Source organism: Oceanobacillus luteolus, from assembly GCF_023715655.1.
In the GTDB taxonomy this organism is placed as follows: domain Bacteria; phylum Bacillota; class Bacilli; order Bacillales; family Amphibacillaceae; genus Oceanobacillus; species Oceanobacillus luteolus.
In genome coordinates this window covers 37439-50202 of the sequence record NZ_JAMBON010000002.1, presented here as the reverse complement: position 1 = coordinate 50202, position 12764 = coordinate 37439, and the positions used below count along the sequence as shown (strand labels likewise).

General features: G+C 39.7%; 26 protein-coding genes. All 26 read right to left on the bottom strand.

All coding sequences use genetic code 11. The annotated features are described in order from the left end of the window. Positions 1 to 31: 31 nt before the first annotated feature. The 26 genes from M3210_RS02955 to M3210_RS02830 all read right to left on the bottom strand — a co-directional run bounded on the left by M3210_RS02955 (position 32) and on the right by M3210_RS02830 (position 12671). Entirely contained in the window at positions 32 to 541 is a 510-nt protein-coding gene (locus M3210_RS02955; RefSeq protein ID WP_251511241.1) for a hypothetical protein, read from the bottom strand. A 235-nt stretch (positions 542 to 776) separates the two neighbouring features. Next, positions 777 to 1280: a sigma-70 family RNA polymerase sigma factor gene (locus tag M3210_RS02950; protein WP_251511240.1), complete on the bottom strand. Its 504-nt coding sequence runs from the start codon at positions 1278 to 1280 to the stop codon at positions 777 to 779. A 101-nt stretch (positions 1281 to 1381) separates the two neighbouring features. After that, positions 1382 to 1636, bottom strand: a complete 255-nt coding sequence (locus tag M3210_RS02945; RefSeq protein ID WP_251511239.1) for a Lar family restriction alleviation protein — start codon at positions 1634 to 1636, stop codon at positions 1382 to 1384. A gap of 206 nt (positions 1637 to 1842) precedes the next feature. Further along, positions 1843 to 2292: a DUF1064 domain-containing protein gene (locus tag M3210_RS02940; protein WP_251511238.1), complete on the bottom strand. Its 450-nt coding sequence runs from the start codon at positions 2290 to 2292 to the stop codon at positions 1843 to 1845. Beyond that, the gene (locus M3210_RS02935; protein WP_251511237.1) at positions 2264 to 2443 is read right to left on the bottom strand and encodes a hypothetical protein; all 180 of its coding nucleotides are present in this window, start codon (positions 2441 to 2443) and stop codon (positions 2264 to 2266) included. Before M3210_RS02935 ends, M3210_RS02940 begins: the two co-directional genes overlap by 29 nt. Positions 2444 to 2533: 90 nt before the next feature. Then, positions 2534 to 2692, bottom strand: coding sequence for a hypothetical protein (locus tag M3210_RS02930; RefSeq protein WP_251511235.1), 159 nt, complete (start codon positions 2690 to 2692; stop codon positions 2534 to 2536). Then, entirely contained in the window at positions 2692 to 3339 is a 648-nt protein-coding gene (locus tag M3210_RS02925) for a dUTP diphosphatase (RefSeq protein WP_251511233.1), read from the bottom strand. Before M3210_RS02925 ends, M3210_RS02930 begins: the two co-directional genes overlap by 1 nt. After that, a complete protein-coding gene (locus tag M3210_RS02920) occupies positions 3326 to 3685 on the bottom strand; it encodes an HNH endonuclease (protein ID WP_251511231.1) in 360 nt (119 codons plus the stop codon). Before M3210_RS02920 ends, M3210_RS02925 begins: the two co-directional genes overlap by 14 nt. Before the next feature lie 45 nt (positions 3686 to 3730). Next, positions 3731 to 4120: a hypothetical protein gene (locus M3210_RS02915; RefSeq protein WP_251511229.1), complete on the bottom strand. Its 390-nt coding sequence runs from the start codon at positions 4118 to 4120 to the stop codon at positions 3731 to 3733. 28 nt (positions 4121 to 4148) lie between these two features. Further along, positions 4149 to 4307, bottom strand: coding sequence for a hypothetical protein (locus M3210_RS02910; protein ID WP_251511227.1), 159 nt, complete (start codon positions 4305 to 4307; stop codon positions 4149 to 4151). Next, entirely contained in the window at positions 4304 to 4507 is a 204-nt protein-coding gene (locus tag M3210_RS02905; protein ID WP_251511225.1) for a hypothetical protein, read from the bottom strand. Before M3210_RS02905 ends, M3210_RS02910 begins: the two co-directional genes overlap by 4 nt. Before the next feature lie 142 nt (positions 4508 to 4649). Beyond that, entirely contained in the window at positions 4650 to 5285 is a 636-nt protein-coding gene (locus tag M3210_RS02900; protein ID WP_251511223.1) for a hypothetical protein, read from the bottom strand. Beyond that, positions 5282 to 5494 (bottom strand): hypothetical protein, encoded by a 213-nt coding sequence (locus tag M3210_RS02895; protein WP_251511221.1) that lies wholly within the window; start codon positions 5492 to 5494, stop codon positions 5282 to 5284. Before M3210_RS02895 ends, M3210_RS02900 begins: the two co-directional genes overlap by 4 nt. Further along, on the bottom strand, positions 5491 to 5808 hold the full coding sequence (locus M3210_RS02890; protein WP_251511220.1) for a hypothetical protein: 318 nt from the start codon (positions 5806 to 5808) through the stop codon (positions 5491 to 5493). The genes M3210_RS02895 and M3210_RS02890 overlap by 4 nt, the downstream gene beginning before the upstream one ends. A 1-nt stretch (position 5809) precedes the next feature. Next, positions 5810 to 6088 carry a hypothetical protein gene (locus M3210_RS02885; RefSeq protein ID WP_251511218.1) on the bottom strand — a complete coding sequence of 93 codons (279 nt, stop codon included), beginning with the start codon at positions 6086 to 6088 and terminating at the stop codon, positions 5810 to 5812. Positions 6089 to 6099: 11 nt separating this feature from the next. Continuing rightward, on the bottom strand, positions 6100 to 7344 hold the full coding sequence (locus M3210_RS02880) for a DNA cytosine methyltransferase (RefSeq protein ID WP_251511216.1): 1245 nt from the start codon (positions 7342 to 7344) through the stop codon (positions 6100 to 6102). Then, complete coding sequence (locus tag M3210_RS02875; RefSeq protein ID WP_251511213.1) at positions 7335 to 7637, bottom strand: hypothetical protein; 303 nt, start codon at positions 7635 to 7637, stop codon at positions 7335 to 7337. Before M3210_RS02875 ends, M3210_RS02880 begins: the two co-directional genes overlap by 10 nt. Before the next feature lie 159 nt (positions 7638 to 7796). Then, positions 7797 to 8351 (bottom strand): hypothetical protein, encoded by a 555-nt coding sequence (locus tag M3210_RS02870; RefSeq protein ID WP_251511211.1) that lies wholly within the window; start codon positions 8349 to 8351, stop codon positions 7797 to 7799. Continuing rightward, the gene (locus M3210_RS02865) at positions 8323 to 8724 is read right to left on the bottom strand and encodes a YopX family protein (protein WP_251511209.1); all 402 of its coding nucleotides are present in this window, start codon (positions 8722 to 8724) and stop codon (positions 8323 to 8325) included. The genes M3210_RS02870 and M3210_RS02865 overlap by 29 nt, the downstream gene beginning before the upstream one ends. Further along, positions 8721 to 8885, bottom strand: coding sequence for a DUF6011 domain-containing protein (locus M3210_RS02860; protein WP_251511207.1), 165 nt, complete (start codon positions 8883 to 8885; stop codon positions 8721 to 8723). Before M3210_RS02860 ends, M3210_RS02865 begins: the two co-directional genes overlap by 4 nt. Beyond that, positions 8886 to 9770 carry an ATP-binding protein gene (locus M3210_RS02855; protein ID WP_251511714.1) on the bottom strand — a complete coding sequence of 295 codons (885 nt, stop codon included), beginning with the start codon at positions 9768 to 9770 and terminating at the stop codon, positions 8886 to 8888. Further along, a complete protein-coding gene (locus M3210_RS02850) occupies positions 9718 to 10632 on the bottom strand; it encodes a replication protein (RefSeq protein ID WP_251511206.1) in 915 nt (304 codons plus the stop codon). The genes M3210_RS02855 and M3210_RS02850 overlap by 53 nt, the downstream gene beginning before the upstream one ends. 17 nt (positions 10633 to 10649) lie before the next feature. Then, entirely contained in the window at positions 10650 to 10814 is a 165-nt protein-coding gene (locus M3210_RS02845) for a hypothetical protein (protein ID WP_251511204.1), read from the bottom strand. Next, the gene (locus M3210_RS02840) at positions 10807 to 11616 is read right to left on the bottom strand and encodes a PD-(D/E)XK nuclease-like domain-containing protein (protein ID WP_251511202.1); all 810 of its coding nucleotides are present in this window, start codon (positions 11614 to 11616) and stop codon (positions 10807 to 10809) included. Before M3210_RS02840 ends, M3210_RS02845 begins: the two co-directional genes overlap by 8 nt. After that, entirely contained in the window at positions 11555 to 12499 is a 945-nt protein-coding gene (locus M3210_RS02835) for a hypothetical protein (RefSeq protein WP_251511200.1), read from the bottom strand. The genes M3210_RS02840 and M3210_RS02835 overlap by 62 nt, the downstream gene beginning before the upstream one ends. Then, complete coding sequence (locus M3210_RS02830) at positions 12459 to 12671, bottom strand: hypothetical protein (protein WP_251511198.1); 213 nt, start codon at positions 12669 to 12671, stop codon at positions 12459 to 12461. The genes M3210_RS02835 and M3210_RS02830 overlap by 41 nt, the downstream gene beginning before the upstream one ends. Positions 12672 to 12764: the final 93 nt, after the last annotated feature.

Here is a 12764-nt window from a genome sequence, read left to right as displayed (position 1 = left end):
TGAAAAAAAGCACCCGGTTAGGAGTGCCTCGCTAATCTTTTAAATCACTCAATGTTAATGTCATCTTTTCTTCAATATCCTTAGGCTTCTTAACAGTATAATTAAAAACCTTACTATACGCAGCGCCCTCGGTATCTCTAAATACATAGATTAGTTTTATCTTTTTTTCATTTGGAATTTCATACTCTTCAAGTTTTTTATCCACCGTGTACGAATCAATGTATATAGTTCTACTTTTTGACTGCTCTAGCATCATGGGTTTCTCGTCAGAGAAATGAATTACCCTTTCATCTTTTTTACTCCACCACGGTTCGTGTATAGAAAGCCTTGAAGTAGAAACCTCAATTGGTATTATACCGGTATTCACAATTCTAAAAAGGAGTTTATCACTTAAAACTGTTTTTCGATTACTTATGATAACTTTCGCCTTTTTTCTAGATCTATTATAAGAGAAATATAATGAAACAATAACCGCCCCGATTGTTCCGAAAGCTGTTAACCAATCAGCAATATTCCCAAGATTATATACCACTGTATACAAAAGCATTCCCTCCTTACCAATATCATAGCCGATATATACGAATGATTGTAGTAAGGAAGTGTGAATATGTTGATAACTTTAAAACATAGACTGTAAAGGAGGTTTTCACCTCCGTTATTTTGTAGTTATCTTTTTAAAAGACCGTAAGGTCTAGAAAGAGAACCTTCTACCCTTAATTAGTGCTCTATCCCCTTCAACAGTTAGAACTTCGTAAGACAAAACGTAAGACATAAAACTAAGAAGCGACAGATTCCACTTTTTCCCTAGCTCGTTTTATATACATCTGAACTGTACCCTTACTTATTCCTAATCTGTCAGCAATCTGCTGCATACTTAACCCCTCTGCTTCATACATGATATAACATTGCCTTTCCCTGTCTGAAAAACTATGGATAACACGCATTAAAGCTACTCGTTGTTCCTGGGTCATATACAACGGCTCTCGCTCTTTCCTCAATTCCTTAGTTATATCTGGAATAATATCCATATCGTCATAGAATTTAACACGATACTTATCTCGTTTATCAACACCACGGAAACTATCCGGTTGCCTTCCTGTTTTCATCCAATCGATGGAGTAAGTCATGCTGTCAATCATGCTGTTTATTTGCGTTTTATCCTGTTGATCTGGAAGGTAATCATCGCTGAGATTGCTTTTCATTCTTCCTAAGTCTTTTCTTCCCTCTTCATATTCGGCTAGTAATCTATCTGCCCAACTCTCTAATTGTTTGCTATTCATGCTACCAACCCCTCAGTATGGTATAATAATATAGGTTAGGATTGGTATTGGTTGCCGGGGAGATGCGCCCCGGCTATTTTTATGTCTATTTTGCTACATTGCTAGATACGTGTATTCCATGCTTTAATAGCTTCTTCTCTACTATCGTAAAGGTAGACACCCATCATGCCGCCATCTTCTTCATACTTCGCAATCGGGCAACCTTCATTATTTTCGTGAGCGTGTCCAATCTTGAATGATAATCCTGACCACGGGTCACTCTCATATTCTTCGTTTCGGTCATTCCCTTCATCATCACTGACTAAAATAGTTGCTTCTCCATTGCAAAATGGGCATCTTTTAAGAGTTGCGCTCATTCAGCTACCTCCCCATATATATCAATCTCCTGGAGCCTGATTTCAACCCTTGGATTATCTACAGCAGTTAATAACACCTTCAGTATTTGAATGTTTGAACCCGCATTTTTTGCACGTATATTCTTGTTGAATTATTTCCAAAGCGCGTTTCAGTCCGTATTTATGATAATTGATTTGGTCTTGTATCAATTTATTTTGGAAGAGCATTATTTCACTTCCCACCCATTCTTCGTTTTCTTAGCAATAATTAACTCTTTACCGGCAGCAATCTCAAATAACTTTCTCCGTAATGGGAAATCCTTCGATACGGGCCCGCCTTTTACATCAATAATTTCCTCAAGACCATCAACGTAAGTGACTTTAAAGTCTGCTGTATACTTTGCTCCGGCCTTCTCTCTAGTCCCATATCCACGGCATAGAGTGCATTTGTTGAAGTTACCAGTCCTTTTATTGAATGTCCTACCTCTACCATCACAGCGCCCGCATTCGACCTTGTACGGCTCGATTATGGTGTATTCTGGATGCAATTCTATATCCTTAACCAGCTTGTCATTCTTGAGTAGCATGTAAAATTCCCATTCTGCCTTAGAATCAAATTCCATCCCCTGAAACTCTACTTTTCTAGCGTTATATTTGTTTCTTCTCCGTCTCTTCATCCTCTGCACTAAACCACCTCATCCATTCTCTTCCTGTAAATCGCTTCCCAAAACTCACTTTCACTAGCCCCTGTGTATTCTGCGTAACCACCATTAATCCTGAAATTCTTGTGATAGTGAGATACGTGCTCAATCCCTCTAATGCATTCAAATCCTTGGCGTTCCTTCTCGATGCATAACAACACACACTGATACTTGTCCGTATGCCTTACCCTGCTTATTGCCTGCATGATTTCTCCCCCTATTGTTCATTCAATACTTCGATATGCAGCCATTCCAATTCGTAAAGCGATAAATAGTCTATATTTCTGTTATCCTTTGAGAGATGGACTCCCATTCCTCTAAGCCTTGTTTTAAGGTAACTCTTGCGCTGATCAACAGCAGTAAGTGTAGCTAGCATCAATACCCCTCCGTTTGCCTTTCGTGGTTAATCTTGTTTTTATCAAGATAGGCTTGTTCGATTTGTTCCCAGGTGAAGCCAAGCTTCTTCCCTAGTCCTAAAAAGTGGTCAACACCATTTGCGTAAATATCTCTCACTTCTTGCGGTTCAGCCTCCATCAGATTTATTTCCATCCCCATGTGCAAAAACACATACTTAACTTCCAAGAAATAATTTGTTATTGTTGCAGCTTTATTGATTGCCGTTCTCTCAAAATATCTTGAAAGCCATGTTTCAGCTCCTAACTCCAACCCAACACTCAAAATAAAATGCAGGCAATCAACGTATTCTTCTAGGAGTGGGTTTCTATTCTCTTGAATTCCAGTTCCTTCACAGTATCCGCATTCTTCTGTAAAATGCTCATTACTAAACGGTGTAGAAAAGTCAAAGAATCCCTTTCCTTCACAAGCATGGCATTGAGTTTCTGTCCTTGCCTTCTGGTCCTTACTCCAAAACTTAAACCCTCGCCAATTTTGCGCTAACTCACCTAATTCAACCTGTAGAGCAAGTATCTTTTTATCGATTAGATCCTCGCCTTGCAATCCGTGTTCTTCCACAATCCTTTCATCCAGTTTTGCTTGTATGCTGAATAATTCATTTAGATTCATCGTTAGTCTCCTTTTCGAACCAAAATTCTACTTCTTTTCCCGTTTCCTTTATCAATCCGTAACGCTTTGCATGTCTATATATCGTCACGTCTCGATTCAACCTTGTTACAAAGTTTCCGATTAGCCAACGAAATGTTTCGATACCCATATTGGATTTCATAATATTGCAACTCGGACAAGAAGGTACTAAATTATCAAATTCATCTCGTTCGGGATTCATTACATCACCCGCTACCCGATTTACAGGCAGGAAATGATCTACATGCCAACCGTTCTTTAAAACTTCTCCACAGTACCAGCAATGACCGTTTGATTTATCCCAGATGGCTTTTCTCTTAGGGTTCATTGGTTATCCCCCTTTAATTAGTCAGTATTTTGTTCGGACTACTGATTACTTTGGATAAGAGGAATAGGTGATTTCAATATTCCTTATATAAACAAAATCCTCTCCACAAGTGCCACAATACGTTTCATTTTCTTCTCCATCACTGCCGTCTAATTCCCAACTATCACTCTGTTCTGAGCCGCAATAAGGACACACAACTTCCCTTTCGAACTCAAACTCTGTGCCCTTCTCTAAAATCTTTATTTCCTGAGCAAAAGATAATTTTTTACTATCGTTTATCATGCTCACGACATATGTTTTTCCGTTAAAACTCACTTTCTCATAAATGTCAGGACGATTATTTACTTCACCTAAATAAGTCGCATTCGCAACTTTTCCACTTTTCATAAAGTCGTGTAAATCTCTAACTTTATAATTCGTATAAATTGAATACATTTCATCACTCCCTAGTCCACAATTTGTTTCAACTCTCAACAAACAACAACTCCCTCTCATACGTCCACTGCTTATTCTCTTCTCTCACCAGCTCCTTGTTTTCACCTGGAGCATAAATTTCAATGACCATTAAATCTTCCCGTTCAAAGTTTGTTGCTTTCCGTTCGATCATCCAGCGTGGAGTCAATCAATCACACCCCACTCCCTTTGTATAGTTTCTACTTGCTTATCGTAAAACTCTTTATCGTAGGAGATAACGCTACATTCCTTTATTTCTATATTCTGAAAGCCATTCGCTTCAAATAGGTTCTTTTCCCATGCAGCAGTCTGTTCATCTTTGCAAACCGATAAGATTCCATCTACTTCTGTCTGAACTATATAAACCATTTGTTTCCCCTCCATATCCCCACAAGAGAGCGTCTCCCCCCCTGTATGTATAAATCTATTAATCTGTCACGAAACGCTCTCCAATGATTTCATCATCATTCAAAACCAACTGTTATGCAGTTCCTCAATCACATTTTGCCTTTCAAGAGATTCTCTCATTTGAATTTACCTCCCCGTTTATGATCATTAGATATTTTAGAAGTGCATCATGCTTTTGTTTCTCGCGCTCAAATTCCTGTTTATAAATATCAGTGACTGCTTTAGGTTCTTTCATCTCTTTCAACTTAGCGTTTGCTTCCAATTCAAGATTTCTTGCTTCTGCATCTTCCAGTGCTCTTATGTGCTCCTTGATTCTAGATTGCAATTCTTGCTCTCTAGTTTTATGTCTTGATCGTTCCTCTTCCAACTGTTTATGCAAGTCTTCAATTTCCTTTTGATAATCCATCCCCCTAGCCTCCTGGTTAACTTTAGAATTGATTTCAACCATTTCCTTTACCCGCCTTTTTCCACTTATCCCTAACTGAGAGCGATATGTGTAAACCGTTTGTGGAGTTACTTTAAGTTCTTTTGCAATTTCTTTCGGTTTTAATCCTTTGTTGGATAATTCTAGAATTCTATCTTTTAATTCCACCCATCTTTCATCTCCTTTTACCTTCATGCTCAAGTATTTAAAGTAAGCATCATGGCAACCTTTACATAGAAAGCTTCCAGTCCGTGTGACCTCTGAATCACTACGTTTTATCCCACAGTGCCAGCAAATATCGGTGGGCTGTCTCACTTCAACCCCTCCCTCGCTTTATCTCCACAGTCTTTGAGTATGGCCATGCCGTGACGGGAATCGTAGATAGTTGGGTCTGCGTAGAATTGACGTATTTTTTCTAGTTCACTAATCCGATTGATAAGTGAATCAATTGCCACAATCATTTCAGGAGTTAAATTACATTCTTCAAATTCATAAACTAATTTAGCATCCTTGACGCTATTCATTTTTCTTGCTCCAATGCTTCAGATGCCTTAGTAACTATTCGGTCTATATAATCTTGGGGATCTTCGAATTCATCTGTAATCAAGACTTCTTCCAATGCTTGTTTGTAGCGTTCATTTTCCTCTAAAACACTTTCCATCTTGTCAACGTTATCTTGTACTTCTTTCAACCAATCTTTTGCTTCTTTATAAGCCTTTACCGCTTCTTCCAATTCCTCCACACGATCTTTCATGAGGTAATAGTCATTAATGAACTCAGCTAACTCTAATTTGTTACTGGATAAATCTTGAACCAATTCTTCCAACCGTTCACTCATCCTAACCCCTCCGTTTATTTCCGTTTATATAATCACCATGCACTAGAGCATAAACATTGCCGTCATACTTAATTTTCGTTGGAACACCCTTCTTCTCTCGGAGCACTTTCAATTGATTTAGCTTTTTAATTTCTGCCCGCAGATACTTCACTTCTTTACTCTTGTTATCCTCAAAGCTAAAATTCATCGATTGCAGGATTTCTTGTAGCTTAGGAATACTAATCGTTTTCTGATTTCTTAGAGCGTATCTGAGCTGACTCTTGGCTTGATCAAGTTTCATGTAATCACTCCTTAAACCACTTCTTTATACTTGGACTTTTCAGAACATAATTCAGGCAGGTTTGCTCTTACAAGCGCTTCTGCAAATGGTGGTGGAACTGAATTCCCTACCCTTGCCACTTGCTGAGTTTTCGGGTATCGCTTGCCTTCATAGTCACGATCAATGATGTATTCTTCCGGAAATCCTTGGGCCGCAAATAATTCATGCGGTTGCAACATTCTCATTCCAATATCTGTTATTCTGTAGTTCTTGCTTCCAACCGTTACGAGTCCGAATCTATCTTTTGTCGGTATGGTGTGAATTGGTTCGTTTAGCGACTGTCCAACACCCTGACCGTAATATTTTGTAAGGAAAGCACTGACTAATCCGAATCGGTTTGCAGTAGGTATAGTTGCCAGTGGTTCGTCCAGTCCACTACCCCTAACCTCATCACCTTGGTGCGTATAGTAATGCTGAATAAAGTGCGCTTTATCATTCACAATGTAAGGTTCTTGCTCGATAATGAATTTCTGTATTCCTCGCTTGATGCGTATCATGGTGTTTTCAACTAATGGCTTCTTACGAGTAAAAATACTCGGCGCTGGAATGGACCAATCAATGATTTCTCCGGCTGTTCGGTATGGCTTCTTTAACCCCAGCTGCACATTTACTTCATCCGGTGCGCCGTGTGTAGGTTCAGGCCATTCAATCTGTTTTCCGTCATTCCTTGCAATCATGAACAATCGCTGTCTTGTAGTTGGTGCGCCATAATCACAAGCTTTTAGCACTTTCCATTCGATTTCATAACCTTGGTCTTTCAGTTGCTTATTAAACGATTTGAATGTGTAACCTATTCGGTTTGGGTCCGGTCTACCGTCCTTCAATGGTCCCCATGTCTTAAATTCTTCGACGTTTTCCAGTATGATCACTCTGGGGCGCACAGTTGCCGCCCACCTTAATGCCACCCAAGCAAGTCCCCGTACTTCTTTCTTGACTGGTTTACCGCCCTTGGCTTTAGAAAAGTGTGTACAGTCAGGAGAAAACCATGCAAGCCCTACTCTCCGGTTTCTGACGACTTCCACGGGGTCAATATCCCAAACCGATTCAAGGTAGTGCTCTGTATCAGGATGGTTAGCCTTATGCATTGCAATTGCATCTGGGTCATGGTTAATTGCAATATCGACATTTAAACCCGTCGCCATTTCAATCCCAGTAGATGCACCACCGCCGCCTGCAAAGTTGTCTACTATGATTTCTCTGAATAAATCTAGTTGCACTTTTTCCGCCTCTCCCTCTCCAACTGCACTTTCCCAGGCACAAGCAACGTCGATTTTCGGTATGTCCTCCGTTTGACTTTGCCTCCTCTTGCTTGGTGGAAAAGCGCCAGAAACACTTCATCTTGATGCCTTTTATGCAGCTTGGCGATTTCTTCAACCTCCAAGCCTTCGTTGAATGCGTTAGTGATTGCTTCCAGCTGTTCCTTTGGAAATACAAACTCTAAATCGTCTAGGATAATAACGTTGTCTCGTGCTCTTGTTTTCTTCAGTAATGTTGGATAAGTGGTTATCATGCAGACTCACGCCCCCTTAATTCCGTTAACATCTGCTGTACGTAAGCGATCGATTCTTCTCTTAATCTGTCATTCACGTTGCAATTGGTGCTGGGGCAAGGTTGAATCTGTAAGCCCCAGCTGTGTTCTGTATGGATGCCGCCTGTTCCGTTGCAGGTTTTACACATTGGATTCACCTTCTAACAGCTCTGGATTTTCGTTAATCCTATTTTTTATAGTTGACCAGTCTACGCTATAGTGTTTTGCTATCCAGTTGATGCTTTTTCCGCTTTGTAAGTGTGTTCTTAATTCTTCAACAGGAATATTGTGTTGTTTTTTCATTTTCAATCCTTTTCGCTTTTTGTTCGCTATTCCTATCTTTTTCCTGTGTTCATCTGTAAATTTTCTGCCTTTATTATGAAGCGACTGATGTTCACCCTCGTAAATGACTTCTAAATTTTCTCGGAGAGCGTTCAGTTTGTTTTCGTCTTTATGATGCACTTGCTCTTCCCTTGGTAAAATTCTGTTTTCCCAGTACATCATGAGCAATCGGTGTACGTGTAATTTTTCTTCATGTATCGAAACAGCAGGGTATCTTCCATGCATATAAATTGTTTTTAACCTTGTTACCGGCTTCTCTGAATACCATAAAATCGCTTTTTCTAATTCATCATAGTCAACTATGCAACCGCACTTATTCACAAATTCAATCGGCTTTTGATAGGACACAATCATTTAGCAACTCACCGTCCTCAAATATATTTCCTATAATTTCGAATTGTTCATAGCTTATTTGAAGTGTTGTATAACGAGTTACACCGAAAGGATCAAACTTATCGACGAATACAAATGCTGCATGTTCATTTGAATATTCAACATACAGAGGACCTTCTTCTCCGTGGTCAGTCAAGATATCCCCCTCATAAATACCTGTTCCATTTTTATCTGTTAGGCCTGTCCACTGCATGAGTTCAATAGGTTCGTAGTCACTCATTGGCATAGGAGACAAATAGAAATATGATGTATTTCCAGGGTAAACATTGTGCATTGCTACAAATTTCATTTGTTTTTTATCAGTGAACCACGCTCTAAACTTAATCTCCCTCACACCGCATCCCCCTCAATCACTTCATCAATCACCATTTGATTATCTGGAGTACCGATTTCTTCCAGTTCTTTTTTATATTTTTCATAGCACTTCGGCCCGAATTTACGCTCGATGCTTTTCTTGTCTTTGAGTTCACGGCCGCATCTGATGCAGGTTTTCATTTAATGGCTCCCCTTCCGTAATCTGTAATCTTCACCTTCAACCCGATACAATCTATCTCCACACATCCCTAGCAATCTACTGGATGCTGCATAACCGATTTTGTCACTCAACGTTCCAGCATCTTCATTGGAGCTAAAGAGAATCGGACGTTTATGCAAGTACCGCTCATTGATGATTTGGTAATATAGACCTTCTTTTGATTCGGACCATTTGGCTTTTCCTAGATCATCCCAAACGAGCACATCTGCATTTATTGCACTATCAAGAAGGTTTCTAAGTGTTTCACCGCCATCGCCAGCCATTCGAGCATTAGTTAAATCGTCCATGAAAGTGATATCCGATACACAAAGCACTCTGGCTCCTCTATCAAATCTTGAAAATTGTCCTGGAGCAATTTCATCACGTACCCGAATCCGGTTTAATATCCATTTTGCAGCCGCCATTTGCAGGTGAGTCTTTCCAAGACCAAAGTTGTTATGCTCTGATTTCGCTTTGTATTTCGCCTCACCGGATAGCAAGCGAATACGACTTTCTCCGAATACTGCGATAAATCCCAAACTGTTGTGTTCTGGCTTGTCCTTGATGATGGATGGAAATCCTTTCAAATACTCTTGTATGGCTTTATACAGAGTTTTTTGTGCTTCACTGTTTTGTTCGTAGTTATCGAATCTTGCTTCTTTGAATTCATCAGGAATTAAAGCGTTTTTAAATCTGTTTTTTAAGCTTTTTGTTTTTTGGCAATGGCACGGTCTGTAAATATCCACTTCTCGTCCGTAATCCTCATCGTAGACTTTATCAATAATGCCTCCGGTATCATTACAAGCTTCACACTCAACGTCCGAAGGCTTGGTTTGCGAGTTCGAGTTCTCGTATTTGTTGCTCATAGCTTGAGCTCTTGCCAGAATTTCTTGAATATCCCTGCTTTTCATAACCTCTGCTATACTTTGAAACCCCTTCGCCATTTATTTCACTCTCCTTGCTATCGTGATAGCGATCTAATATATAACCAACGCAGTAGCTTAAAGCGTTTATCTTATCCCTGCTATGACGTTTGTTTTTCTCATAATCTTGGAATTTTTCCTCAAGGTACTGAATAGCATCTTTAGCAGGAATGCCAGAGAGAGCAATTTCTTTAGCAGCCATTTCGTCTTTTGGACTAAACACATATTGTCCTCTTAGTTCCATGTACCGATTTAAAATATTTTCAGAAACAACTTCCGGCGATTTCTTAGTAGTAATATCTTTAATATTATCTTTAGAAGTATCTTTAATAATATCTATCTTAGGGGGGCAAACCGCCCCCTGTAGAGGGGGCGAATCCCCACCCTGTAGAGTAGGGGTTTCCACCCCCTGTGAGGGTGTGTTTTGCCCCCCTGTATGAGGGTGAGGTTTATCCCCCTCTGTACTTTTGACACCCTGTGTGGTTCTCTGTATTTTCCATTCAGGATAATTCTTGTTAAATGCTAACTTTCTAGGTTTATTAAATGAAGCTTCTTCAACTACTTGGAGAACTTTGTCATCGATCAAGTTAGTTAATTGTTTTTTTATAGTAGACTTGTCTGCGCCTGTAGCATCCGTGAGGAAGGAGAGAGAAAAATCATGGCTTTTCCTGTGAAACCCATAAGTGTATCTCCAAACAACCATAATAATTTTAAATTGAGTTCCGTTGAATTTGTACTTAGGAATCTCCTCTAGTAGCTCGTGTGCTATAGGCGTATATCCGTTTTCCTTCTGAACATCAGCCATGATTTTTACCTCCTGAATTATCTATTAATCTCACAAACCGCAATCCTATTTCTAACCTTCAAAACCGTATAACCTGGATACCGTACATTGATGTAAGCTCTGATTAATTCTTTTAAGTGCGCTGTATCTTTGGCGGTCTCCCACATCCATTCGGGAAGTCTGACGTTCGATGTGTTATTCATAAATCAACGCTCCTACTTCAATTGTTCCACTCAACTTCTTCACTCCTCGGCAGTAATCACACTTGCCGCAAGATACTGGATCCATTTCTCCGTGCTTCACTTCCAAAATGCGCTGCATCTTCATTTCCGTATACTCATATTCAAATTCGAACCTTGATTCATCAAAATGAACAACTGCTTTATTTGGTGGGTTTTCCTTGCTGACCGCAATAATATAAGGTGTGTACAACTGACCTGTATTTGCTTCAATTATTTTGCGGTAAATCGCCATCTGGAGAACGTAATCCCACTTCTCGATGAAAGATACCCAGCCATCATATTTCTCGCTCCAGTACCGCTTATGAATGTCCTGCGTTGTCTTTATATCCGTGAATATATTCCTTTCGTAATTGATGGAGTCCACTTTCATTTTCCAAGGCATTCCGAACAATTCAGCCGTCATGATCTGTTCCTTTTCACCTTCCATAGCGAACATGGCAAAATCGTCACTTTTCAACGCTTCAATCATCCGGTCAGCTGTTTCGTAATCTGCATATTTACCGCCACGAGCTTTGAATATTGCGCTGTTATTCTCTTCAATGAATTGGTTAAATGCTTCATCACTTTCAAACGCTGCGTGAACATAAGAGCCGACTAGCATGGCGCTAGTGGTTGGCTCTTCATATTCACCTTTCAATGTTGCTAAAGTTCTCGCTTCACATTCATTCCAGTTCTTAAATTGACTTACAGACATGTATTCATTATTTGATTTCGTCGAATAATAGTTCTTGTGTGTTAGGGTCATCAAGGCTTGGTCCGTCATCTGCTTTCACATCCTCTTTCTTAGGCTTGTCCGCTTGTTTTGAAGGCTTTTCTTGCTTCTTGGTGTCTTTCTCTTTATCTTGTTCAAAAGCTTCTGTGAGCTTTGATTCTTGCTTAGGTTTGACTTCTTTCGAGAACCAGTCATCAACTTTACTCATTCCGTCTTTAAGTGAGTTGAAAATCTTGATTAAATCGAGTAGATCTCTTTCCGTGAAAGCATCAACGTTATAACCGAATCTTTCTTCTATCTGTTCTTGAGTAACTCGATGTTGCTCCTTGAATGCAACAAGAGCATTGCTTATTCTGTCCTTGAGTGGTCCTTGGCCATTTCCGCTTAATGTGCGGTTACATTCTTCTACAGCTTTATCAACCACGTCTCCAGGAATGATTCCAAGGATGCAAGCTCTTAACCTACGAGCTCCGTTATTAGCAACCATTTCATATATATCTCTTGGATCAGTCAGTTTTTTTACCCCGTTTTTGGTGTATCTAATGTGAGGAACATAAAAAACTTTTTCTTGTCTAACGTTGGTTTCCAAATCCCACGCATAAGCCATAGCTACCGATTCACCGTTCTTTTGCTCCAATTCCTTAATACCGAATGAAACGTTACCCCAGTTTTGAGCGAGTACTTCAGCTAATCGAATGGATGGACCTTCAACCTTCGTCCCTCCTCTTGGATAGCTGTATACTGCAGATTGAGCTAAGGAAGGTCGTTTGCAGTTATCTAAGATACGTTGCTCCGACTGGAATACATTCCTTGGAAACTGACGAGCCATGAAAATTTGACCTTTGACTTCTTCCATTTCACGGCTGGACTGTGCTTGAGCAATTGCACCGCCGTTAGATTGCTGTTGCTGATATTGATTTTGTAGTTGATTCATTATTTAATCCCTCCGATTTGTATAAGTCTTTTTGAAAATGCCTGTCCAATTCTTGTAAGTCCTCTAATGTTCCACCGATTGCAATACCAGAAGCGATGATTCCAAACGCTTCTAACTTGCTAAAACCTTCTTTCTTTTCACGTTCATAACGACGGATATATTGAGAAGCCACTCCGATTCCTCCTATACGCTTTCATTAAATTTGTGGTATAATAAAAGCACCGTAAGATTATTAAACTGTTTGCGAGGATTCTCTGGAAAAGGG

Excerpts from the sequence above, each read along its gene's own strand:
- M3210_RS02915 (WP_251511229.1), bottom strand. The coding sequence starts at position 4,120 with ATGTATTCAATTTATACGAATTATAAAGTTAGAGATTTACACGACTTT.
- M3210_RS02930 (WP_251511235.1), bottom strand. The coding sequence starts at position 2,692 with ATGCTAGCTACACTTACTGCTGTTGATCAGCGCAAGAGTTACCTTAAA.
- M3210_RS02905 (WP_251511225.1), bottom strand. The coding sequence starts at position 4,507 with ATGGTTTATATAGTTCAGACAGAAGTAGATGGAATCTTATCGGTTTGC.
- M3210_RS02850 (WP_251511206.1), bottom strand. The coding sequence starts at position 10,632 with ATGGCTGATGTTCAGAAGGAAAACGGATATACGCCTATAGCACACGAG.
- M3210_RS02860 (WP_251511207.1), bottom strand. The coding sequence starts at position 8,885 with ATGAAAACCTGCATCAGATGCGGCCGTGAACTCAAAGACAAGAAAAGC.
- M3210_RS02945 (WP_251511239.1), bottom strand. The coding sequence starts at position 1,636 with ATGAGCGCAACTCTTAAAAGATGCCCATTTTGCAATGGAGAAGCAACT.
- M3210_RS02950 (WP_251511240.1), bottom strand. The coding sequence starts at position 1,280 with ATGAATAGCAAACAATTAGAGAGTTGGGCAGATAGATTACTAGCCGAA.
- M3210_RS02890 (WP_251511220.1), bottom strand. The coding sequence starts at position 5,808 with ATGAGTGAACGGTTGGAAGAATTGGTTCAAGATTTATCCAGTAACAAA.
- M3210_RS02855 (WP_251511714.1), bottom strand. The coding sequence starts at position 9,770 with ATGAGCAACAAATACGAGAACTCGAACTCGCAAACCAAGCCTTCGGAC.
- M3210_RS02835 (WP_251511200.1), bottom strand. The coding sequence starts at position 12,499 with ATGAATCAACTACAAAATCAATATCAGCAACAGCAATCTAACGGCGGT.
- M3210_RS02875 (WP_251511213.1), bottom strand. The coding sequence starts at position 7,637 with ATGATAACCACTTATCCAACATTACTGAAGAAAACAAGAGCACGAGAC.
- M3210_RS02940 (WP_251511238.1), bottom strand. The coding sequence starts at position 2,292 with ATGAAGAGACGGAGAAGAAACAAATATAACGCTAGAAAAGTAGAGTTT.
- M3210_RS02870 (WP_251511211.1), bottom strand. The coding sequence starts at position 8,351 with ATGATTGTGTCCTATCAAAAGCCGATTGAATTTGTGAATAAGTGCGGT.
- M3210_RS02895 (WP_251511221.1), bottom strand. The coding sequence starts at position 5,494 with ATGAATAGCGTCAAGGATGCTAAATTAGTTTATGAATTTGAAGAATGT.
- M3210_RS02840 (WP_251511202.1), bottom strand. The coding sequence starts at position 11,616 with ATGACGGACCAAGCCTTGATGACCCTAACACACAAGAACTATTATTCG.
- M3210_RS02920 (WP_251511231.1), bottom strand. The coding sequence starts at position 3,685 with ATGAACCCTAAGAGAAAAGCCATCTGGGATAAATCAAACGGTCATTGC.
- M3210_RS02885 (WP_251511218.1), bottom strand. The coding sequence starts at position 6,088 with ATGAAACTTGATCAAGCCAAGAGTCAGCTCAGATACGCTCTAAGAAAT.
- M3210_RS02925 (WP_251511233.1), bottom strand. The coding sequence starts at position 3,339 with ATGAATCTAAATGAATTATTCAGCATACAAGCAAAACTGGATGAAAGG.
- M3210_RS02845 (WP_251511204.1), bottom strand. The coding sequence starts at position 10,814 with ATGAATAACACATCGAACGTCAGACTTCCCGAATGGATGTGGGAGACC.